We start from the raw sequence: 20,238 nt of genomic DNA on the forward strand, positions 1-20,238 counted from the left end.
AACCTGTTTTTGGTCAAGTATGCCGGGGTTACGTGTCCCGAAAATCACCCAGCTACATCAGCCGGTGATTCCCCGCGAGGGAAGTCACCGGCTGATGTGTTTCCCGGGAGCCGCCATGCGCTCAGCCGTCCGCCCCGAGCCGATCCGCACCGCCCGGCTCGACCTCCTCCCGCTGCGCGTCGAGCACGCGGCGCAGCTGGCGCCCGTCCTCGCCGATCCCGCCCTGTACGCCTTCATCGGCGGCGAGCCCGGCACCCCCGAGGCGCCGCGCTCGCGCTACACGCGACTCGTCGCCGGCTCGCCCGACCCGTCGGTCTCCTGGTGCAACCGGGTGCTGCGGCTGCGGGACGACGGCCGCCTCGCCGGGACCGTCCAGGCGACGGTGACCGGCGGCGGCGAGGCGGAGCTCGCCTGGGTCGTGGGCGTCCCCTGGCAGGGCCGCGGCCTCGCCTCCGAGGCGGCCCGCTCGCTCGCCGGATGGCTGCGGGACCGGTGCGCGCGGACGGTCGTGGCCCATGTCCACCCCGCCCACGCGGCGTCCGCCGCGGTGGCGGCGGCGGCCGGGCTCTCCCCACGAGGGAGCGGCAGGACGACGAGATCAGATGGCGCCGCCGGCTCTTCCCGGACTCCTCGGGCTCCTCGCACTCCCCGGATCCCCGACGCCCCCCGGGCCTCCCGCCGGGCTGAGCTCAGCCGGAGCTCCCCGGATCAGGCCCTCCTTCAGGAGGAGGCCCGGTCCACCAACTCGGTGGCCAGGACCACGCGTCGGCGTTCCAGCTCTCGGGACACCGCCGGGCGGCGGTCCGCGATCTCCGTCAGGAGCAGGTCCAGCATCCGGCGGCCCATCTCCTCGATGGGCTGGCGCACGCTCGTCAGGGGCGGGTCCATGTGACGGGCGATGGCCGAGTCGTCGTAGCCGACCAGGGCCACGTCCTCCGGGATGCGCCGGCCCTCCTCGCGCAGGGCCCGGCGGGCGCCGGCGGCCATGACGTCGGAACCGGCGAAGACCGCGTCCAACGTGGGTGTGCGGGCGAGGAGTTCGCGCATCGCCCGGTGACCGCCCTCCTCGGTGAAGTCGCCGAGGGCGATCAGACCCTCGTCCACCTCCTGGCCCGCGTCGCGCAGGGCGTCGCGGTAGCCGTCGACCCGTCGCTGGGCGCCGTAGACGTCGAGGCGGCCGGTGATGTGGGCGATGCGGGTGCGGCCCCGCGACAGCAGGTGCTCGACGGCGGAGCGGGCGCCGCCGTAGTTGTCGGAGTCCACGGACGGGAGCGTCTCCGCGGCCGAGCGCGGGCCGCTGATCACCGCCGGGATCTCCAGCTGGGACAGCAGGTCCGGCAGCGGGTCGTCGGCGTGCACCGAGACCAGCAGGACCCCGTCCACCCGGTGCGCCGCCAGGTACTGGGCCAGCCGGCGCCGTTCGCGGTCGCTGCCCGCGAAGATGAGCAGCAGTTGCATCTCCGTGTCGGACAGCTGCGCGCCCACGCCCCGCAGGATGTCCGAGAAGTACGGCTCCGCGAAGAAACGCGTCTCCGGCTCGGGGACGACCAGCGCGATCGCGTCCGTGCGGTTGGCGGCGAGCGCCCGGGCCGCCGTGTTCGGGACATAACCGAGCTCGGCCACCGCCGCCTCGACCGCCGCGCGGGTCGCGTCGCTGACCCGGGGCGAACCGTTGATCACCCGGGAAACCGTGCCGCGGCCGACGCCGGCGCGTGCGGCCACCTCTTCGAGGGTCGGCCGTCCCCCGCTGCGCCCCCGCGCTCCGTGGCTTGCCATGGGCTCCGCCTTCCCGCCGTTTTTCGCGCCGGCCTGGAATCTAACAGTCCCGCCCACCCGGTCCGTCGCCGCTGTGGCCTACCGTGCCAGGTGGAGCCCGGGGCGGCCCTCGAAGGCTCGCCCCCGGCCGGCGGCCGGGTCGGCGCGCCCTCCGTCTCGGCCGAGCCTGGCGGGAAAGCGCTGTCCGGTCGAGTTAGTTAACAGGCCGATAACTGAACGCATCTCTCCGCGCTCCCGCCCTTGACACCCCCGCCCGAACCGACGACTCTTCAACACATCACCTGTGGGAGCGCTCCCACGGTACCTGACACATACACATCCCGCACGTTCCCCGCCCGAGCCGCAGCGAGTAACTAACGGGCCCAACAATGCAGTTGGCCGGGGGGTCGGCACGTCAGGGCAACAGGAGGACGTAATGCGAGCACGTACCCGAACCACCCGCCGGGTGGTAGTCCTCGCGGCCGTCGCGTCGCTGGGCGCCGGGCTGCTGGCCGGCTGTGCCGACGACGGCGGCGACGACGACGCCTCCGGCGGTTCGTCGTCCGGCGGCAAGGGCAAGACGACGATCACGCTGGGTCTCTTCGGCACGATGGGCTTCAAGGAGGCCGGTCTCTACACCGAGTACGAGAAGCTCCACCCCGACATCAAGATCGCCGAGAACGTCACCGAGCGCAACGAGAACTACTACCCGGCGCTCGTCAACCACCTCACCACCAACAGCGGCCTGATGGACGTCCAGGCCATCGAGGTGGGCAACATCGCCGAGGTCGTCGCCACCCAGGCGGGCAAGTTCGAGGACCTGTCGAAGGTCTCGGGCGTCGACAAGAGCAAGTGGCTGGACTGGAAGTGGTCGCAGGCCACCGCCAAGGACGGCCAGACGATCGCTCTCGGCACCGACATCGGCCCGATGGCCCTCTGCTATCGCAAGGACCTCTTCCAGGCGGCCGGTCTGCCCACCGACCGCGAGGCGGTCGGCAAGCTGTGGGCCGGTGACTGGAACAAGTTCGTCGCCACCGGCGAGCAGTACAAGGCGAAGGCCAAGGCCGGCACCTTCTTCATGGACTCCCCCGGCGGTCTCCTCAACGCCGTCCTCAGCAGTGAGAAGGAGAAGTTCTACGACTCCTCCGGCCAGATCATCTACAAGTCGAACCCGGCCGTGAAGGACGCGTTCGACCTGACCGCCAAGGCCGCCGCGGAGGGCCTGGTCCAGTCCCAGACCCAGTTCCAGCAGTCGTGGGACACCACGATCGCGAACAGCAAGTTCGCGACCATCGCCTGCCCGCCGTGGATGCTCGGCACCATCAAGGGCAAGGCGAAGGCGGAGGACGCCGGCAAGTGGGACGTGGCCGTCGCGCCCAAGTCCGGCAACTGGGGCGGTTCCTTCCTGGGCGTGCCGAAGAGCGGCAAGCACGTGAAGGAGGCCGAGGCGTTCATCACCTGGCTGACCGCGCCCGAGCAGCAGGCGAAGCTGTTCAAGGTGCAGGGTTCGTTCCCGAGCGCGCCGAGCACGTACACCATGCCCGAGGTGACCGGCGCGAAGAACGAGATGACCGGTGACTCGCCGATCGGTACGGTCTTCTCCCAGGCCGCCAAGACCGCCCCGGTCCAGGTGATCGGCCCGAAGGACCAGATCATCCAGCAGGGTCTGACCGACAACGGCGTCATCCTCGTGACGAAGGGCAAGTCGGCGGAGGAGGCCTGGAAGACGGCCACCAAGACCATCGACAACAACCTGGACAAGTGACCCGCATGGCCACCCGCCACGACACCGCCGCGCCCCCCGTCAAGGAGGGGGGCGCGGCCCCGGGCCGCCCGCCCGCCGCACCGACGGAAGCCGAGCAGCGGCACCGGGCCCGCCTGTCCCGCCGCTGGCAGCGGGACCTGCGCTGGAGCCCGTACGCGTTCGTCTCGCCGTTCTTCCTGCTGTTCCTCGCGTTCGGCCTGTTCCCGCTCGTCTACACGGGCTGGGCCTCGCTGCACCAGGTGGAGCTGACCGACCCCACCGACATGACCTGGGTGGGGCTGCGCAACTACACGCGCATCTTCGACGACGACTTCTTCTGGAACGCGGCGCGCAACACCCTGACGATCGGGATCATCTCGACCGTTCCGCAGCTGCTGATGGCCATGGGCCTGGCCCACATCCTCAACTACAAGCTGCGCGCCTCGACCTTCTACCGCGTCGCGATGCTCGCGCCGTACGCGACGTCGATCGCGGCCGCCTCGCTCGTCTTCGTGCTGCTCTTCGGGCGCGACTACGGCATGATCAACTGGGCGCTGCACTTCGTCGGCGTCGACGCGATCGACTGGCAGAACGACAAGTGGCCGTCGCAGATCGCGGTCTCCTCGATCGTCGTCTGGCGGTGGACCGGCTACAACGCGCTGATCTACCTGGCCGCGATGCAGGCCATCCCGCAGGATCTCTACGAGTCGGCGGCGCTGGACGGCGCGAGCCGGTGGAAGCAGTTCCTGCACGTGACCCTGCCGTCGCTGCGCCCGACGATCCTCTTCACGGTCGTCGTCTCGACGATCGGCGCGAGCCAGGTCTTCGGCGAGCCGCTGCTGTTCGACGCCAACAAGGGCGCGTCGGGCGGTGCGGAGCACCAGTTCCAGACGCTGGGTCTGTACCTGTACGAGCAAGGCTGGGTGAACCAGCACCTGGGCCGGGCCTCGGCGATCGCCTGGACGATGTTCCTGATCCTGATCGTGGTCGGCATCGTCAACTACGTCATCTCGCGCCGGCTGCGCGCCAGTAGTTAGGAGTACCGGCCGTGACGACGACGACAACGACCGCGAAGCCCGTTGAACCCCAGGACGCCGCGCCGACGGCCCGGAAGGTGCGCCGGCCGAAGTCCGCGCGGGCCGGCGGGCAGATGCACGGCGGCCCGATCGCCTACGTCATCCTGGGCGTGTTCACCATCGTCTCGCTGTTCCCGCTGGTGTGGACGGCGATCGCCGCGTCCCGCGACAACAACCGGCTGGCGCAGAACCCGCCGCCCTTCGTGTTCGGCTCCAACCTCTTCCACAACCTGGACGTGGCCTGGAACGACGCGAACCTGGGCAAGGCGTTCGTCAACACGACGATCGTGGCGGGAACGTCGGCGGCGACGATCGTCTTCCTGTCGACGATCGCCGGGTTCGCCTTCGCCAAGCTCCGGTTCCGGGGCCGCGGCGCGCTGATGCTGATCGTGATCGGCACGATGATGGTGCCGCCGCAGCTGAGCATCATCCCGCTGTACATGCTGGTCGCCAAGCTGGAGTGGACGGACCAGCTGCAGGCGGTGATCCTGCCGTCCCTGGTGAGCGCGTTCGGCGTGTTCTTCATGCGGCAGTACCTCATCCAGGCGCTGCCCGACGAGATCATCGAGGCGGCGCGGGTGGACGGCGCGAGCAGCTGGCGCGTGGTGTGGCACGTGGTGTTCCCCGCGGCGCGTCCCGCGATGGCGGTGCTCGGCATGCTGATGTTCGTCCAGACCTGGAACGACTTCCTGTGGCCGTTCCTGGTGCTGAGCCAGACCGGCAACCCGACCGTGCAGGTGGCGGTCGCGGGCCTCGGCCGCGGCTACACCCCGGACCAGTCCCTGATCATGGCGGGCGCGCTGCTGGGCACCCTTCCGCTGCTGCTCGTCTTCGCGGTCTTCGGCAAGCAGATCGTGGGCGGCATCATGCAGGGCGCGGTGAAGGGCTGAGGACGCGCCGGTCCACCGCGCGGCTCCGCACGACGCCCTCCCGTCCGTGACGTCCCGGGGGCCGGGTCACCGCAGCCCCGGCCCCCTCCACACCCTTCCCCCGACCTCCGTCGGTCTCGACGACCTCGACGACCTGCGACGACCTTCCTTGGGAGCGCTTCCATGCCCGAGCCCGCCAATCCGGTGACCTTTCCGCCCGCCTTCCTCTGGGGCGCCGCGACATCCGCCTACCAGATCGAGGGGGCGGTGCGGGAGGACGGCCGCACACCGTCGATCTGGGACACCTTCAGCCACACGCCGGGCAAGACGTCCGGCGGCGAGACCGGCGACATCGCTGTCGACCACTACCACCGCTACCGCGACGACGTCGCGCTGATGGCCGATCTCGGCCTGACGGCGTACCGGTTCTCCATCTCCTGGTCCCGGGTGCAGCCGACGGGCCGCGGGCCCGCGGTCCAGGTGGGCCTGGACTTCTACCGCCGTCTCGTCGACGAGCTGCTCGCCAAGGGCATCAAGCCGGCCGTCACCCTCTACCACTGGGACCTCCCCCAGGAGCTGGAGGACGCGGGCGGCTGGCCGGAGCGGGACACGGCCTACCGGTTCGCCGAGTACGCGCAGATCGTCGGCGAGGCGCTCGGTGACCGCGTGGAGAACTGGATCACCCTGAACGAGCCGTGGTGCAGCGCGTTCCTGGGCTACGCGTCCGGGGTGCACGCGCCGGGCCGCACCGATCCGGCGGCGTCGCTGAAGGCGGCCCACCACCTGAACCTGGCGCACGGTCTGGGCGCCTCGGCGCTGCGCTCGGTCATGCCGACCCGCAACGCGGTGGCGCTCAGCCTCAACTCGTCGGTGGTGCGCCCGCTGTCCCCGGGCAACGCCGAGGACCTGGCGGCCGTCCAGAAGATCGACGACCTCGCCAACGGCGTCTTCCACGGCCCCATCCTGAAGGGGGCCTACCCGCAGACCCTGCTGGCGGCGACCTCGTCGCTGACGGACTGGTCGTTCGTCCACGACGGCGACCTGCGCAGCATCAACCAGCCGCTGGACGCCCTGGGCCTGAACTACTACACGCCCACCCTCGTCTCGGCGGCGGACGCGGAGCCGAAGGGCCCGCGCTCGGACGGCCACGGCGCGAGCGACCACTCCCCCTGGCCGGGCGCGGACGACGTGGCCTTCCACCAGACCCCGGGCGAGCGCACGGAGATGGGCTGGACGATCGACCCGACCGGGCTGCACGAGCTGATCATGCGCTACGCGGAGGAGGCCCCGGGCCTGCCCCTCTACATCACGGAGAACGGCGCGGCCTACGACGACAAGCCCGACGCGGACGGCCGCGTCCACGACCCGGAGCGCATCGCGTACCTGCACGGTCACCTCTCGGCGGTGCGCCGCGCGATCGCGGACGGCGCGGACGTCCGCGGCTACTACCTCTGGTCGCTGCTCGACAACTTCGAGTGGGCGTACGGCTACGAGAAGCGGTTCGGGGCGGTGTACGTCGACTACGCGACGCTCGCCCGCACCCCGAAGTCGAGCGCGTACTGGTACGGCAGGGCGGCGAAGACGGGGGCGCTGCCGGAGGTCGAGACGGCCTGACGGGCCTGACCACACGACCACCTGACCCGGGGGGGGCAGGGGGAGGGCGCGGCAGGCTGGGGGGCCTGCCGCGCCTCGGCCGTCCCGCGCCCCGGCCGTCCCGCGCCCCGGGGGCCGGGCGGCGCGGCCGGGCCGCGCCGCGCGTCACCGCAGCACGGTGAACGACACGACGGCGACCAGGGCGGCGAAGGCGACCGCGGCCCAGGCCAGCGCGGTGACGCGGTCCCGGCTGGGGCGGCGGACCACCTCGATGCCGGTGGCGGCGGGAAAGGCGTAGTAGACGCGGTCCGGGTGGGCGCGCACCAGCACGCGGGCCAGGGGCAGGTAGCTGAACGTCATGCGGCGGGCCACCTCGCCCTTCCTGGCAGGCAGGTAGGGGGCGATGAGTTCCCGGTGGGCGTCCTCCAGGAAGTCCGGGAGCCTGTCGGTGACGCCGGTCGTCTCGGCGCGCATCCTCTCGCCGAGGGTCTCCGTCCTCAGCCAGGCGAACTGCGGCCCCGGGATCCGCACGGCGTCGGGGTCGGGAGTGTGCGCCACGACCCCCTCCCTCCACACGGTGAAGCGGCCGGCGCCGCCGCAGCGCTGGTGCACCGTGTGTTTCGAGCCCCCGCACTCGGTGCAGGGCGTCGACGCCGTCCCGTTGCAGTCCGGGCAGGTCGCCATCGTCTCGCCGTGGCACGTCGGGCAGGCGACGTCCCGGCGCTTGCAGCGCCGGCAGGCGACCCGCTCCCGGGCGTCGGGGCCGCGGGGCCGGCTGCCGGCACGCGGCCGGCGGGTACGGGGCGTTCCCGTGCCGTCGCACTCCCAGCAGGCGTCGACGCTCGCGTGACAGTCCTCGCACTCGACGTGCGCGGGGCAGGGCAATTCACCGCGTCCCTTGCAAGCCCCGCACGTCTTCCTGCCGCCGACGCAGTCGCCGCACGGTTCCTCGTCGACGGAGCCCTCGCGCACCAGCCTGGTCCGGTACGTCCTCGCGGGGTCGGCGGGCGGCGGCACGGGGTAGGCGGCGAGGTCGGAGTACGTCGGCCGGGCCGTGATCTCCTCGAACCGGCCCTTGTCCCTCGCCGAGCGTTCATACCGGCTCTCGATGGAGCGCAGGACGTGGAACTCGAAGAGGGACCGCCAGGACACCTCCGCCGCGCCGGGTGCCGAGAGGTCGACGGGGGCTCCGTGCTGGGAGACGTACCGTTCGACGGCCTTCAGCATCTCCTCGTCGGACGGTGCGACCGAGGCCAACTCCGCTCCCCTCGTCCACGGGTGACACCTGTGGGAAGAGCAGAGTAGGAGGCCCCCGGCCGGCCGACAAGAGGGCCTCGCGCTGCCCGCTCGGCTCGTGTGCGGCTCCCCGACCACGGCGACGCCGCCCGGCGGCACCGTCACCGAGCTTTCGCGGGAGGAGGGGCTCAGCCCTTGTTGGCGCCGAGGGTGAGGCCGCTGACGAACTGGCGCTGCAGCACGAAGTACACGATCAGGGTGGGGATCGCGGTGAGCAGGGCGCCGGCGGCGACCAGGTTGGGGTCGGTGAAGTACTGGCCGGAGAGGTTGTTCAGGGCGGAGGTGATCGGCATGTTCTCGCCGGTGGAGATCAGCACGATCGCCCAGAAGAAGTCGTTGTAGATCCAGATGGACAGGAGCGTGGCCAGGGCGGCCATCGCGGGCTTGCACAGCGGCAGCACGATCTGCCAGTACAGCCGCCACACCGAGGCCCCGTCCACGAGGGCCGCCTCGGTCAGCTCGTGCGGCAGGGAGCGCATGTAGTTGCTCAGCACGAACGCGCAGAACCCCGACTGGAAGGCGACGTGGATGAGGACCAGGCCGAGCGCGGAGTCGTAGAGCTTGCCGCTCATGGTGATGCCGGGCAGGTCGACCAGCAGGTACAGGCGGTACAGCGGGGTGATGATCACCTGCTGCGGGAGCAGGTTGCCGGCCGTGAAGACCAGCAGCAGGAACAGGTTGACGCGGAAGTCGAAACGGCTGACGTAGAAGGCGACCATCGACGACAGGAACAGCGTCAGCAGCACCGCCGGGACCGCGATGATCAGCGTGTTGCCGAAGTAGTGCAGCATGTCCGACTGCTGGAAGGCGTCGGTGAAGTTGGCGAAGCTCAGCTTGTCGGGCCAGGAGACGTAGCCCTTGTCGCTGGTCTCCGCGTAGGGGCGCAGCGCGGCGAACAGCGCCCACAGCAGGGGCGCCAGCCAGGCCAGCGCGGTGACGACGAGGAACGTGTGCAGCAGGACGCGGGCCGGGCGCAGGGGGGTGCGCTCCCGGCGAGCGGCGGTGACGGTGCTCATGCGCGCCGCTCCTTCCGGAACGTGGCGATCAGATACGGGATGATCACCGCGAGGGAGATCACCAGCAGGACGACGGCGATCGCGGAGCCGTATCCGATGCGGCTGGACTCGCCGATGATGTTGTTGGTGACCAGGATGGACAGCAGTTCGGTGCCCTGCGCGCCCTTGTTGAAGACGAAGACCAGGTCGAACGCGCGCAGCGCCTCGATGATGGTGACGACGAGGACGACGGTGTTGGTGGGGCGCAGGGTGGGGAAGACGACGTTCTTGAAGGTCTGCCACTCGTTGGCGCCGTCGAGGGCGGAGGCCTCGCGCAGCGCGGGGTCGACGCCCTTGAGGCCGGCCAGGTAGAGGATCATCATGTAGCCGGTGTGGCGCCAGGACGCGGCGATGAGGACGGCCCACAGGTTCAGGTGCGGGTCGCCGATCCAGTCGATGTAGTGGCCGGGCTCGTTCGCGCCGATGACGCTGTTGATCAGGCCGGTGTCGGGGTTGTAGACCAGCTGCCAGACGAATCCGGTCACCGCCAGCGAGACCACGACGGGCAGGAAGAAGGCGGTCTGGTAGACCCGGCTGAAACGGATCTTCTTGTCCAGCTGGAGCGCCAGGAACAGGCCCATCGGGGTCGGGACCAGGATCAGCACGACGAACCAGATGACGTTGTGCTCGACGGCGGGCCAGAACTGCGGGTTGTTGGTGAACAGCTCGCGGAAGTTGTCCAGCCCCACCCACTTGATCGAGTCGAAGCCGATGCCGTCCCAGGTCGTGAAGGCCAGGGCGATCGAGGCCAGCGCGGTCGCCCACACGAGGGCCACGTGCAGGATCGTCGGCACGCCCGCCATCAGGGCGAGGGTGAACCGGTCGCGGCGGGTCAGCAGGCGCCGATGGCCCTGCACGGCCCGCTTCTTCGGGGTTGCGGTGCCCGGAGGCGGCACGGCGGCCGCCTCCGGGGACTTCGTGGTGTCCACGGTCATGGTGTGGGTGCTCATCCGCTCAGCAGGAGGGTCTCAGCCGGACGCGAAGATCGTCTTCTTCTGGCGCTCGATCGAGGACAGCAGACTGTCGACGCCCTTGGGGTCGCGGACGAACTTCTGCAGCGCGGGCTGCATCACCGTCGAGGTGAAGTCCGGGCGGCTGTCGCGGTCCATGAACTGGGTGAGGTGCTTGGCCCCGCTGATCATCGCGTAGGCCTTCTTCTGCAGCGCCGAGTAGGTGGAGGTGTCGGCCTTGGACGAGGCGGCGACGACGCTCGGGTCGGCCTTGAGGTAGATCGCCTCGGCCTCCGGGGTGCCCAGGTACTCCAGGAGCTTGACGGCGGACGCCTTGCTCTTGGGCGCCTTGGAGAGCATGAAACCGTCGGTGGGCGCCTCGACGGTGTCCTGGCCGTAGGCCGGGTCGATCTCGGGGAAGGCGAAGAAGTCGAGGTCGGCGGCGTCGGCCTGGTCGGTGAACTGCTGGGCCACGAAGGTGCCCAGCAGGTACATGCCGGCCTTCTTGGAGACGAGGGTCTGGGCGGCGTCCTGCCAGGTGCGGCCGACGGCGCCGTCCTGGTGGTAGGGGAGGATCTCGGCCCAGTGGTCGAAGGTCTTGCGGACCTTGGCGTCGGTCCAGGAGGCCTTGCCCGCCATCAGCTCGACGTGGAAGTCGTAGCCGTTGGTACGGAAGTTGATCTGGTCGAAGGTGCCGAGGGCGGGCCAGGCGTCCTTGTCGCCGAAGGCGATCGGGACCAGTCCGTCCTTCTTCATCTGCTTGCAGAGCGCGACGAGCTGGTCCCAGGTGGTGGGGACGGTGTAGCCGTGCTGCCGGAAGACGCTCTTGCGGTAGAAGAGCGCCCAGGGGTACGTGTACAGCGGGACGAAGTAGTACTTGCCGTCCTCGCCCTTGCTGAGCGCCTTCATCGCGTCGGGGAAGTTGCCGCCGATCTTCTGCCACACGTCGTCGACGGGGGTGGCGAGCTTCTTGGCCGCGAAGAACTGCATGCGGTAGCCGGCGAACCAGTTGAACACGTCGTCCGGGGTGCCCTGGAGGTAGGAGTTGATCTGCTCCTGGAACGTGTTGTGGTCCTTGGTGTTCACGTCGACCGTGATCCCGGACTGCTTCTTGAACGCCGCGTAGATCTCGGCGAACGCCTTCTTCGGCACCGCGTCGGAGGCGTTGGAGCCGAGGGTGACGGTCTTCGGGTCGGCGGCCGTGCCGCTGGAGCCGCACGCGGACAGCAGCGGCATTCCGGCGCCCAGGACGGCCGCCCCGCCTATGCCGCGCAGCAGGCTGCGGCGGCTCGGGGAGGGGAGGGAGAGGCGGCCGGAGGGGGAGAAATGAGGCATGGACGGCTCCTGACGCGGGGTTCGGCCACGAGGACGGCTGAAAGCTGATCGCAATCGATCAGAAATCAACTTGACCGAACACTGGGTGGCGCAATAACAGCCGTATGTCCAGTCATGCGTCAAGAGCCGTCACTTTCATTTGTCGAAACGTAATCGACACACCTTGATCACCTTTTCTCCACTTCCTTGATCACTTGGCGCGGGATCACTGGGCGCGGGATCACGCGGGATCACTTGGCGCGGGATCACTTGTAGGCGGCGAAGGCCTTCGAGAACGCGGAACCGGCCTGGAGGATCGAACTGCAGGTGGCGTCGGCGGAGTTCTTGGCGCCGCCCGCGCACTGCTCGTCCCGGGTCGCCGACCACATCGACAGCCGGCCCAGCCCCTTCGACTTCGCGAAGGCGACGAGCTGTGCGGCGTCCTCGACCCTGAAGACCTCGGAGGCGACGTCGTTCACGCCGATCATGGGAGTGACGGCGACCGCCTTCCACGCGGCGCTGTCGCTCAGTCCTAGCACGCTCTTGACCTGGGCCTGGGTGGCAGTGGCGGCCCGTTCGGCGTAGGCGCCCATGTCACCGCTGTAAGCGGGACCGTAGTCCATCGCCATGATGTTGACAGTGGCGATGCTCACGCCGTTGGCCTTCGCGTCTGCGAGCAGCGTCACACCGGCCTGGGTCAGACCCTCCGGCATCACGGGCAGGGTGAACGAGACGTCGAGCCCGGGGTGCCGCCGCTGGAGTTCGGCTATGGCCCGGGCCCGGCGGGTGTTCGCGGCGGTGTCGGGCAGCGCCCCGCCCTCGACGTCGAAGTCGACCTTGGTGAGCCGGTAGGCGTCCACCACCTTCCCGTACGCGGCCGCCAGCGCGTCCGCCGAGGAGCAGGTCGTGGCCGGCTCGGAGCCGGAGGCCCCGCCGAAGGAGACCCGTACGTCGCCGCCCTTGGCCCGCAGCGCCCCGATCTGCGCGGCCACGCCGTCGGTCGCGAGGTCGCTCACCCCGCCCCACTTCGGCGTGCAGCCGCCGCCGTCCGTGACGAACGCGAGGTTGTAGTCCTTGACGCCGGTCGCGCTCATGTTCGCGAGCAGGTCGAAGGCGGGGTAGAGGGAGGTGTCGACGTAGGGCGCGAAGCCGGCGGAGGCGGGGGTGCCGGTCCCGGGAGTGCCGCTCGCGTTCGGGGACGGCGAGGCGGGGGCGGCGGGGGTCGCGGTGGACGTGGGGGCGGGCGTGGCCGGGGCGGTGGGTCCGGGGGACCGCGTCGGCCGCCCGCTCGGCTCGGGGGTCGCTCCCTCGTCGGCCGAGCAGGCGGCCCCGTCGACGCGACAGCCGACCGGATCCCCGGTCCCCTCGACCACGAATCCGACGGTGACGGACTCCCCGGCGGCGAGCCCGTCGGCGTCCCACTTCGGGGGCGTCACGGTGACGTGCCGCCCGCCGACGCTCGACGTCCCGTTCCACAGCGAACCGAGCCTCGCCCCGGCCGGCAGGTCGAACTCCAGCTTCCAGTCGGCCTTGGGCCCGCCGCTGTTGTTGGTCACCACGTACTGGGCGGTGTAACCCGTCGTCCAGTGGCTGGTCCGGGTGTAGGCGGCCCCGACCCCGGCCGCCTGCGCGGTGCCGGTGACAAGCACGACCGCCCCGCCCACCACGGCCGCGGCGACCGCGCCCCCGATGATCTTGTTCCTGCCGCTGATCCTGCGCCGGTGCGTGCTCATGACGTGCCTGCCTTCGCTGTTCACGGGGTCCCCGGGGGGTGGGAGTGCGGCAGCACGCTAGCGACCAGGAAACGGACAAAAAGCCTGACAGGGACGGCAGTCGAGGAACTTAGGCCGCGCTTAAGGAAGGCATCGGGACCGGTTAAAGGTCGAGACCAATGCGGCCCTTCCTTCCGTCACCTGACCGCCGGCCGTCTGCGGCGGCGCACCGAGCCCCGGCGGCCTCGGCGGACCGGTTCGCGGCCGTCCAGTTGTATCCAGACGCGGACCTCGGCGCCGCCCAGGACCGACGAGCCGATGCGGACGTCGCCGCCGGTCGACTCCGCGAGGCGGCGGACGATGTCCAGGCCGAGGCCCGTGGAGCCGGCCGCGCCCGAGCCGCGGCCGCGGGCCATCGCCGACTCGGGGTCGGGTATGCCGGGGCCCGCGTCCGAGACGAGGACGATCACCGCGTCCTCGCCGTTGTGGACGTCGACCGCGAAGGCCGTGCCCTCCGGGGTGTGCCGGAAGACGTTGCCGAGGAGGGCGTCGAGGGCGGCGGCCAGGTCGGTGCGGGCCACGGGTATGCGCACCGGTCGCTCGACGCCGGCCGTGCGCACCTTGCGGCCCTCGTCCTCGGCGAGCGCCGACCAGAACGCCATCCGCTCGCGCACGACCTCCGCCGCGTCGCAGCCGGCGCCGGGGCCGGGGGCCGCCGTCTGCGGTTTCGCCTCCCGGGCGGTGCGGATGATCGTGTCGACCTCCCGCTCCAGCTGGGCGACCGCCGTGCGGGTCTGCTCGGCGGCCGGGGAGTCGCCGAGAGAGGCGGCGTTGAGCCTCAGGACGGTGAGGGGAGTGCGCAGGCGATGGGACATGGCCGCCAACTCCCGTTCATTGGCGAGGAGTTGCACCACCTGATCGGCCATCGAGTTGAACGCCACCGCCGCCAGGCGCAGTTCGCTCGGCCCCTCCTCCGGCACCCGCGCGCCGAGCTTGCCCTCCCCCAGCTCGTGCGCCCCCTCGACCAGCCGCCTCGCCGGCTGCACCATGCGCACCCCCAGCCGGTCGGCGACCGCCACCGAGCCGACGACCAGCGCGACGCCGACCGCCGCCAGCACCGCCCAGGCCGTGCCGACGCCGTTGCTCATCTCGGACTCGGGCACGTACACCTCGATCACCACGGTCCCCAGGCTCAGCGCCACCGGCTGGAGCAGCGCGGATCCGCCCGGGACGTCCGTGGTGGAGGCGCGGCCCAGTTTCCGCACGGCCGCGACGTCCGCGGCGGCGGCGCGCCGCCGGCCGAGGTCGACCGCGGCCCGCCCGTCGCCCGCCGGCAGGTGCACGGCCATGCCGTCGTCGGAGCCGGCGGCGGCCACCACCCGCTCCAGCTGGTCGCGGTCCGTCGTGATGGACAGGGCCGGCACCACGATCGCGGCCTCCCGCTCCGCGTTGGAGAACGCGCGGTCGCGCGCCATCTCCTTGACGACCAGACCGAGCGGGACCGCGAAGGCGACCACGACCATGGCGGTGACCGCCAGGCAGACCTTGACCAGAGCCCATCTCACAGCGCCGGCGCCCCTTCCCCCGGCGGCTCGAGCTTCACGCCGACGCCCCGCAGGGTGTGCAGATAGCGCGGGCTCGCCGCCGTCTCGCCCAGCTTCCGCCGCAGCCAGGAAAGATGGACGTCGATCGTCTGGTCGTCGCCGTAGGACTGCTGCCACACCTCGGCGAGCAGTTCACGGCGTGGGACGACGACCCCGGGCCGGCCCGCGAGGAAGGCGAGCAGGTCGAACTCGCGGCGGGTGAGGTCGAGTCGTACGCCGTCCAGCTCGGCCTGCCGGCGCAGCGGGTCGACGCTCAGACCGCCGACGCGCAGGACGCCGGAGGGCGCGGCCTCCCCGGCGCCGGACCGGGCCCGCCGCAGCACGGCCGCCATCCTCGCCGAGAGGTGCTCCACCGAGAACGGCTTGGTCAGATAGTCGTCCGCGCCCGCGTTGAGCAGCCGGACGATCTCCGCCTCGTCGTCGCGGGCGGTGGCGATGATGACCGGCACGTCCGTGATGCCGCGCAGCATCTTCAGGGCCTCGGAGCCGTCCAGATCGGGCAGTCCGAGGTCGAGGACGACCACGTCGAAGCGGAAATGGGCGACTTCGCGCAGCGCCTCCAGCGCCGTGCCCACACTGCGCACGGTGTGCGAGGCGTCGGTGAGCTGCCGGATGAGCGCCGAGCGTACGAACTGGTCGTCCTCGACCACGAGCACACTTGCCATGCGCCGCAACCTACGCCATGCGGGCGAGCCCCAGCCGGGCCTGTGGACAACTCGGCCGCGGTGGACGGCCGGTGCGGCGGCCGGGCGGAACGGGGGCACATCCGTGCGACACGGGTGAGGCGGGTGGGGCAAGATGGCCCGCGATGCGCAGAGGACTCGTACACGTACTGGCCTGGTCGCTCGCCACCGGCGCGGCGGTCACGCTGTCGTGGTGGGGCGTCCACACGGTGATGGCGGGCACGGTCTACGACCCGCCGCGCGCCCTGCCGCTCACCGCGGCCGACGCGAGCACGCGGGAGCCGGCCCCCCTGGCCTCCTCGACGAGCCCGCCTGCCCCGTCGGCGAGCGCGTCCCCCCGCCCGAGTCGCACGGCCGCGCCCGCTCCTTCGAAAACGGCGACGGCCGGCTCCTCCCCCACCGCCTCCGCCTCCTCCGCGACGGCCGGGAGCACCGTCAGGAGCTATGACACCGACGGCGGGCGGGCCGTCTTCGACCTCGGCCGGACCTCGGCGACGCTCGTCTCGGCCACCCCGGGCGCGGGCTGGTCGATGCAGGTGTGGAAGACGGAGTCGTGGATCCGGGTGGAGTTCGCCTCCGGCGCGGACCGGGTGTCGGTCTTCTGCACCTGGCACGACGGTCCGCCCCGGGTGGAGATCGGGACGTACTAGCCGAACACCGAGGGCGGAGGCGCGGGCGAGGCGACCGCGCAGGCGTCGGCGACCGGTGTCGCGCCGCCGGTGAAGTCGGTGAGCGCGCGGCCGTGCTCGACGCGGCCGGGGTGCGGATCGGAGGCGGCCCGGCGGGTCAGTTCGGGGACCGGCAGGGGCAGGTCGGAGGCGACGAGCACCGCGTTGCCGAACCGTCTGCCGCGCAGCACGGTCGGGTCCGCAATCAGCGCGAGTTCCGGGAAGCGGGCGGCCGCGGTGGCGATCTGGCCGCGCAGATACGCGAGCGGCGGCCCGTCGGCGATGTTGGCGGCGTAGCGCCCGCCGGGCTTCAGCGCCCTGCGGACCTCGTCGAGGAACTCGGTCGAGGTGAGGTGGGCGGGCGTGCGGGCCCCGCTGAACACATCGGCCAGGACGAGGTCGGCCCAGCCGTCGGGCACCTTGGCGAGCCCTTCCCGGGCGTCGACGGATCTGACTCGGATCCGGGCACCCGGGTCCAACGGCAGCTCGCGGCGCACCAGTTCGACGAGGGCCGCGTCGCGTTCGACGACCTGCTGGGTGGAGCGGGGGCGGGTGGCGGCGACGTACCGCGCGAGCGTGAGGGCGCCGCCGCCGAGGTGGACGACCTGCAGGGGCTTGCCGGGCGGGGAGGCGACGTCGACGACGTGGCCGAGGCGCCGCTGGTACTCGAAGGACAGGTAGGAGGGGTCGTCGAGGTCGACGTGCGACTGGGGGGCTCCGTCGATGAGCAGCGTCCAGGCCCGCGGCCGGTCCCGGTCGGGTACGAGCCGGGCGAGTCCGCCGTCGACGGCCTCGGCGACGGCGGCGTCGGCGTCCCGCCCGCGCCGGGTGTTCCTGGACTTTGCCATGACAGCATTTTCGCAGGCCCATGACGTTCCCCGCGCGCCCCTGCGAGCGGGCGTGCGGCCGACCGCCGCGCGGGCCCGCGGAAGGCCCTCGGGTCACACCGCGGCAAGGGGCCCTACCGGCAGCTGTCCGCCGCCTCGATCAGCCGGGCCGCCTCGCCCAACGCCCGCCGCAGGACCGCCGGATCCGTCGCGAGGTCCGCCTCGCCGGGCGGCACCAGCCAGTCCGAGCCCCGCGGCGGCGGCTCGGGGGCGAGTCTCAGCCCGCGGCCGTCGGTCTGGGTGCAGGTGCTGCCCGGCACGTCCCAGGCCGCCGCCGTGCCGGCCGGCACCACGAAGCCGAGGGTGTCGTCGCCGTCGTCGTGCAGGACGGGGCCCATCCCGTCCCCCGCCGACGACGCCCTTCGCAGGATGTCGACCGCCTCCAAGCCCTGACGGGTGGGCACCGTCACTAGGTCGCACGCCGTCACCGACGACGTACAAGGATCGTTGCTCTGGCTGGTCTCCATCCCGGCCTCCACCGCGCAGCCCGCCTGTAGTCCACAAGGTTCAACGTCGCACGGCGTCAAGGGCTACGGCGGAAGTCCGCCGCAAAGGATGGCAGTTCATGGCAGATCGTGGATGAGATATCCGGTTTGTAGCCAAACACCGCCTGACGGCCCGATCACAGCGAGTACGTTCTTGCCCGCCGGGAACAAGGGTGCCACACGGACCACTCACCCCTGCTCCGGCATGGTTCGACGGTTCGCACGAGAGGACCCGGCCATGGCGTCGTCAACGGTGACCCCACCTCTGCCCGACCGGCCACCACGGCCCAACCTCGCCTTCCGGCGGCTGCGCGGACAGCGCTCACCGGCGGAGTTCGCCGCGCTCGTGCGGCGGGCGGCGCGCGAGATCGGCGAGCGGGTCAGCTGCGACGCCCGCTACGTCGGGCGGGTCGAGGCCGGCGAGATCCGCTGCCCCAACTACGCCTACGAGCGGGTGTTCCTGCACATGTTCCCCGGCCGCACCCTCACCGATCTGGGTTTCGCACCCCGCTCGACCGTTCGCGGCCGAGGGGCGCGTGCCGTCGGGGAAGCGCCTTGCGCGTGCTCCGACCGACCGGCGCGCACCACGAATGACGGGTGGGACAAGGGTGAGACGGATGAGACCGCTGAGACCGCTGAGACGGGTGGGGCCGATGAGCCGTATGACACGCAAGACACGCAGGACACGTACGACACGCACCACGACCACGAGGAGAGCGACGTGCTGCGTCGCGCATTCATGACCGGCGGAGGCGCCACGATGGCCGTCGCCACCCTGGGCCCCTTCGGGTTCGCGCGGAACGCGTCCGCGGCGGCGCGTCCCGTGCGCCGAGCGGGGACGAGCGAGGCGGGCGCCCTCGAGGAAGCGGTCCGCCGGATCCGGCTGCTGGACGACCGGCACGGGGCCGACGGCCTCTACCGGCGCGCGGCCGCTCCGCTGCGCGCCGCCTACGCGCTGTTGGACGCCGGGACCACCCGGCAGACGACCGCCGACCGGCTCCACTCGGGCGCCGGCGAGCTCGCCATCTCCGTGGGCTGGCTGGCGCACGACTCGGGCCGCTTCGACGACGCCCGCTCGCACTACGCCGAGGCCCTGGCGACCGCCCGGATGACCGGGGACCAGGCGCTGGAGGCGCACGCCTTCTGCAACACCGCGTTCCTCGCGCGGGACGCCGGCCGCCCCCGCGAGGCCGTGCGGGCCGCCCAGGCCGCACAGCGCGTCGCCCGTCCGCTGGGCTCGCCCCGCCTGATGTCGCTGCTCGCGCTGCGCGAGGCGGGCGGCTGGGCCGGGCTCGCCGACCGGACCGGCTGCGAGCAGGCGCTGGTGCGCGCGCGGGCCCTCTACGACCGGGGCCCGTGCGACGACGACCCCGAGTGGATGAGCTTCTACGGCGAGGCAGAGTTGCAGGGGCTCACGGCGCAGTGCTGGTCCACGCTCGGCGAGTGGCCGCGCGCGGCCCGGCACGCCGGACGGGCGGCCGAGCTGCAGGATCCGCACTTCACGCGCAACATCGCGCTGTACACGGCCGAGCTGGCGGACGACCTCGCGCGCGGGGGCCGGCCCGACGAGGCCGCGGTCGCGGGGATGCGGGTCCTGGACCTGCTCGACCAGGTCCAGTCGTCCCGGATCCAGACGATGCTGGCGGGGACGGCCCGGGTGCTGCTGCCGCACCGGCGCGCGGGGGACGTCTCGACGTTCCTGGAGCGGCACGCCTCCACGCCGCGCATGCCGTGAGGGACGGCCGGTGACGCACCCGGCCCAGGGACGCGCGGGGAACGCCGGCCGGACCGGTCCGGTCCGGTCCGCTCCGGAACAGTCCGGCCCGGTCCGCCCCGGTCCGCTACGCGAGATGACCGAGGTCGTTCCAGCTCTCGATCGCCGGTTCGCCGTAGGCCCAGCCCAGCACCGACAGCGACGTCGGGTTGAGACGGATCCGCGCCGCGAAGTCCAGCGGCAGACCCAGCCAGCGTGCCCCGATGGAGCGAAGGACGTGACCGTGGGCGAAGACCAGCACGTCCCGGTCGGCCGAGCGGGCCCAGGCGACGACCTCGTCCGCCCGGGCCGTCACCTCGGCGAGGGTCTCCCCCTCGGGGACGCCGTCGCGCCAGATGAGCCAGCCGGGCCGGGCGGCCTGGATCTCGGCGGGCGTCATGCCCTCGTAGGCGCCGTAGTCCCACTCCATGAGGGTGTCCCAGGTCGTGGCCCGTTCACCGAAACCGGCGAGTTCGCACGTCTCCCGCGCGCGGACCAGCGGGCTGGTGCGTATCTCCACGCCGGCGAGGCCGTCGTACGGCGCCCGGTGCAGCCGCTCGCCCAGCAGTTTCGCGCCCCTGCGCCCCTCCTCCAGGAGCGGCACGTCGGTCCTGCCGGTGTGCTTGCCGGACAGCGACCACTCCGTCTGTCCGTGCCGGGCCAGCAGGATGCGCGGTGCCATGGGGGACCTTTCCGGGAGAACCCTGGGAGGGACCAGGGGGAAGTCGGGGCGGATCCCCTCCATCATCGCTCACCCTGAACAGGGGCAACCCGGGGGGCGATCTCAGCGTCTT

17 protein-coding genes and 1 pseudogene are annotated in these 20,238 nt (G+C 71.7%); 7 read left to right on the top strand and 11 right to left on the bottom strand.

Annotated features, from left to right (window positions below; translation table 11 throughout):
- Positions 1 to 115: 115 nt before the first annotated feature.
- Positions 116 to 687 (top strand): annotated as a pseudogene (locus tag ACFVYK_RS12880) (GNAT family N-acetyltransferase).
- A 33-nt stretch (positions 688 to 720) separates the two neighbouring features.
- On the opposite strand, the gene ACFVYK_RS12885 reads toward ACFVYK_RS12880, so the two are convergent.
- On the bottom strand, positions 721 to 1,776 hold the full coding sequence (locus ACFVYK_RS12885) for a LacI family DNA-binding transcriptional regulator (RefSeq protein ID WP_389772347.1): 1,056 nt from the start codon (positions 1,774 to 1,776) through the stop codon (positions 721 to 723).
- A gap of 415 nt (positions 1,777 to 2,191) precedes the next feature.
- On the opposite strand from ACFVYK_RS12885, the gene ACFVYK_RS12890 reads away from it, so the two are divergent.
- The 4 genes from ACFVYK_RS12890 to ACFVYK_RS12905 all read left to right on the top strand — a co-directional run bounded on the left by ACFVYK_RS12890 (position 2,192) and on the right by ACFVYK_RS12905 (position 7,058).
- Complete coding sequence (locus tag ACFVYK_RS12890) at positions 2,192 to 3,520, top strand: extracellular solute-binding protein (protein WP_389772350.1); 1,329 nt, start codon at positions 2,192 to 2,194, stop codon at positions 3,518 to 3,520.
- A 5-nt stretch (positions 3,521 to 3,525) separates the two neighbouring features.
- Positions 3,526 to 4,536, top strand: a complete 1,011-nt coding sequence (locus ACFVYK_RS12895) for a carbohydrate ABC transporter permease (RefSeq protein WP_389772570.1) — start codon at positions 3,526 to 3,528, stop codon at positions 4,534 to 4,536.
- Positions 4,537 to 4,547: 11 nt separating this feature from the next.
- Positions 4,548 to 5,465, top strand: coding sequence for a carbohydrate ABC transporter permease (locus ACFVYK_RS12900; RefSeq protein WP_389772353.1), 918 nt, complete (start codon positions 4,548 to 4,550; stop codon positions 5,463 to 5,465).
- Positions 5,466 to 5,627: 162 nt separating this feature from the next.
- Positions 5,628 to 7,058 carry a GH1 family beta-glucosidase gene (locus ACFVYK_RS12905; protein ID WP_389772355.1) on the top strand — a complete coding sequence of 477 codons (1,431 nt, stop codon included), beginning with the start codon at positions 5,628 to 5,630 and terminating at the stop codon, positions 7,056 to 7,058.
- A gap of 144 nt (positions 7,059 to 7,202) precedes the next feature.
- On the opposite strand, the gene ACFVYK_RS12910 is transcribed toward ACFVYK_RS12905, so the two are convergent.
- The 7 genes from ACFVYK_RS12910 to ACFVYK_RS12940 all read right to left on the bottom strand — a co-directional run bounded on the left by ACFVYK_RS12910 (position 7,203) and on the right by ACFVYK_RS12940 (position 15,633).
- Positions 7,203 to 8,294, bottom strand: a complete 1,092-nt coding sequence (locus tag ACFVYK_RS12910) for a hypothetical protein (protein ID WP_389772358.1) — start codon at positions 8,292 to 8,294, stop codon at positions 7,203 to 7,205.
- Positions 8,295 to 8,461: 167 nt separating this feature from the next.
- A complete protein-coding gene (locus ACFVYK_RS12915) occupies positions 8,462 to 9,349 on the bottom strand; it encodes a carbohydrate ABC transporter permease (RefSeq protein WP_389772361.1) in 888 nt (295 codons plus the stop codon).
- The gene (locus ACFVYK_RS12920) at positions 9,346 to 10,323 is read right to left on the bottom strand and encodes a carbohydrate ABC transporter permease (RefSeq protein WP_389772573.1); all 978 of its coding nucleotides are present in this window, start codon (positions 10,321 to 10,323) and stop codon (positions 9,346 to 9,348) included. Before ACFVYK_RS12920 ends, ACFVYK_RS12915 begins: the two co-directional genes overlap by 4 nt.
- A 33-nt stretch (positions 10,324 to 10,356) precedes the next feature.
- Entirely contained in the window at positions 10,357 to 11,673 is a 1,317-nt protein-coding gene (locus ACFVYK_RS12925; protein WP_389772363.1) for an ABC transporter substrate-binding protein, read from the bottom strand.
- Between the two features lie 245 nt (positions 11,674 to 11,918).
- Positions 11,919 to 13,385, bottom strand: coding sequence for a cellulose binding domain-containing protein (locus ACFVYK_RS12930; RefSeq protein ID WP_389772366.1), 1,467 nt, complete (start codon positions 13,383 to 13,385; stop codon positions 11,919 to 11,921).
- A gap of 176 nt (positions 13,386 to 13,561) precedes the next feature.
- The gene (locus ACFVYK_RS12935; RefSeq protein WP_389772368.1) at positions 13,562 to 14,929 is read right to left on the bottom strand and encodes an ATP-binding protein; all 1,368 of its coding nucleotides are present in this window, start codon (positions 14,927 to 14,929) and stop codon (positions 13,562 to 13,564) included.
- Positions 14,926 to 15,633: a response regulator transcription factor gene (locus ACFVYK_RS12940; protein WP_389772370.1), complete on the bottom strand. Its 708-nt coding sequence runs from the start codon at positions 15,631 to 15,633 to the stop codon at positions 14,926 to 14,928. The genes ACFVYK_RS12935 and ACFVYK_RS12940 overlap by 4 nt, the downstream gene beginning before the upstream one ends.
- A 143-nt stretch (positions 15,634 to 15,776) precedes the next feature.
- Here ACFVYK_RS12940 and ACFVYK_RS12945 point away from each other — a divergent pair, with 143 nt between their 5' ends.
- Positions 15,777 to 16,301: a hypothetical protein gene (locus tag ACFVYK_RS12945; RefSeq protein WP_389772372.1), complete on the top strand. Its 525-nt coding sequence runs from the start codon at positions 15,777 to 15,779 to the stop codon at positions 16,299 to 16,301.
- Here ACFVYK_RS12945 and ACFVYK_RS12950 read toward each other — a convergent pair.
- Together ACFVYK_RS12950 and ACFVYK_RS12955 are read right to left on the bottom strand one after the other, a co-directional pair.
- Positions 16,298 to 17,167, bottom strand: a complete 870-nt coding sequence (locus ACFVYK_RS12950) for a spermidine synthase (RefSeq protein WP_389772374.1) — start codon at positions 17,165 to 17,167, stop codon at positions 16,298 to 16,300. The genes ACFVYK_RS12945 and ACFVYK_RS12950 overlap by 4 nt on opposite strands.
- 113 nt (positions 17,168 to 17,280) lie before the next feature.
- On the bottom strand, positions 17,281 to 17,673 hold the full coding sequence (locus tag ACFVYK_RS12955) for a hypothetical protein (protein WP_389772377.1): 393 nt from the start codon (positions 17,671 to 17,673) through the stop codon (positions 17,281 to 17,283).
- 256 nt (positions 17,674 to 17,929) lie between these two features.
- Here ACFVYK_RS12955 and ACFVYK_RS12960 point away from each other — a divergent pair, with 256 nt between their 5' ends.
- Entirely contained in the window at positions 17,930 to 19,426 is a 1,497-nt protein-coding gene (locus ACFVYK_RS12960) for a hypothetical protein (protein ID WP_389772380.1), read from the top strand.
- A 106-nt stretch (positions 19,427 to 19,532) separates the two neighbouring features.
- Here the strand turns inward: ACFVYK_RS12960 and ACFVYK_RS12965 are convergent, their stop codons facing one another.
- Entirely contained in the window at positions 19,533 to 20,126 is a 594-nt protein-coding gene (locus tag ACFVYK_RS12965) for a histidine phosphatase family protein (protein ID WP_389772383.1), read from the bottom strand.
- Positions 20,127 to 20,238 lie beyond the last annotated feature (112 nt).

Origin of the sequence: Streptomyces sp. NPDC058291, from assembly GCF_042880855.1 — a bacterium.
GTDB lineage: Bacteria > Actinomycetota > Actinomycetes > Streptomycetales > Streptomycetaceae > Streptomyces.

Bases quoted from the DNA above. Each gene is read 5' to 3' on its own strand.
- ACFVYK_RS12885 (WP_389772347.1), bottom strand. From the start codon at position 1,776: ATGGCAAGCCACGGAGCGCGGGGGCGCAGCGGGGGACGGCCGACCCTC.
- ACFVYK_RS12890 (WP_389772350.1), top strand. From the start codon at position 2,192: ATGCGAGCACGTACCCGAACCACCCGCCGGGTGGTAGTCCTCGCGGCC.
- ACFVYK_RS12895 (WP_389772570.1), top strand. From the start codon at position 3,526: ATGGCCACCCGCCACGACACCGCCGCGCCCCCCGTCAAGGAGGGGGGC.
- ACFVYK_RS12905 (WP_389772355.1), top strand. From the start codon at position 5,628: ATGCCCGAGCCCGCCAATCCGGTGACCTTTCCGCCCGCCTTCCTCTGG.
- ACFVYK_RS12915 (WP_389772361.1), bottom strand. From the start codon at position 9,349: ATGAGCACCGTCACCGCCGCTCGCCGGGAGCGCACCCCCCTGCGCCCG.
- ACFVYK_RS12920 (WP_389772573.1), bottom strand. From the start codon at position 10,323: ATGACCGTGGACACCACGAAGTCCCCGGAGGCGGCCGCCGTGCCGCCT.
- ACFVYK_RS12925 (WP_389772363.1), bottom strand. From the start codon at position 11,673: ATGCCTCATTTCTCCCCCTCCGGCCGCCTCTCCCTCCCCTCCCCGAGC.
- ACFVYK_RS12930 (WP_389772366.1), bottom strand. From the start codon at position 13,385: ATGAGCACGCACCGGCGCAGGATCAGCGGCAGGAACAAGATCATCGGG.
- ACFVYK_RS12940 (WP_389772370.1), bottom strand. From the start codon at position 15,633: ATGGCAAGTGTGCTCGTGGTCGAGGACGACCAGTTCGTACGCTCGGCG.
- ACFVYK_RS12945 (WP_389772372.1), top strand. From the start codon at position 15,777: ATGCGCAGAGGACTCGTACACGTACTGGCCTGGTCGCTCGCCACCGGC.
- ACFVYK_RS12950 (WP_389772374.1), bottom strand. From the start codon at position 17,167: ATGGCAAAGTCCAGGAACACCCGGCGCGGGCGGGACGCCGACGCCGCC.
- ACFVYK_RS12955 (WP_389772377.1), bottom strand. From the start codon at position 17,673: ATGGAGACCAGCCAGAGCAACGATCCTTGTACGTCGTCGGTGACGGCG.
- ACFVYK_RS12960 (WP_389772380.1), top strand. From the start codon at position 17,930: ATGGCGTCGTCAACGGTGACCCCACCTCTGCCCGACCGGCCACCACGG.
- ACFVYK_RS12965 (WP_389772383.1), bottom strand. From the start codon at position 20,126: ATGGCACCGCGCATCCTGCTGGCCCGGCACGGACAGACGGAGTGGTCG.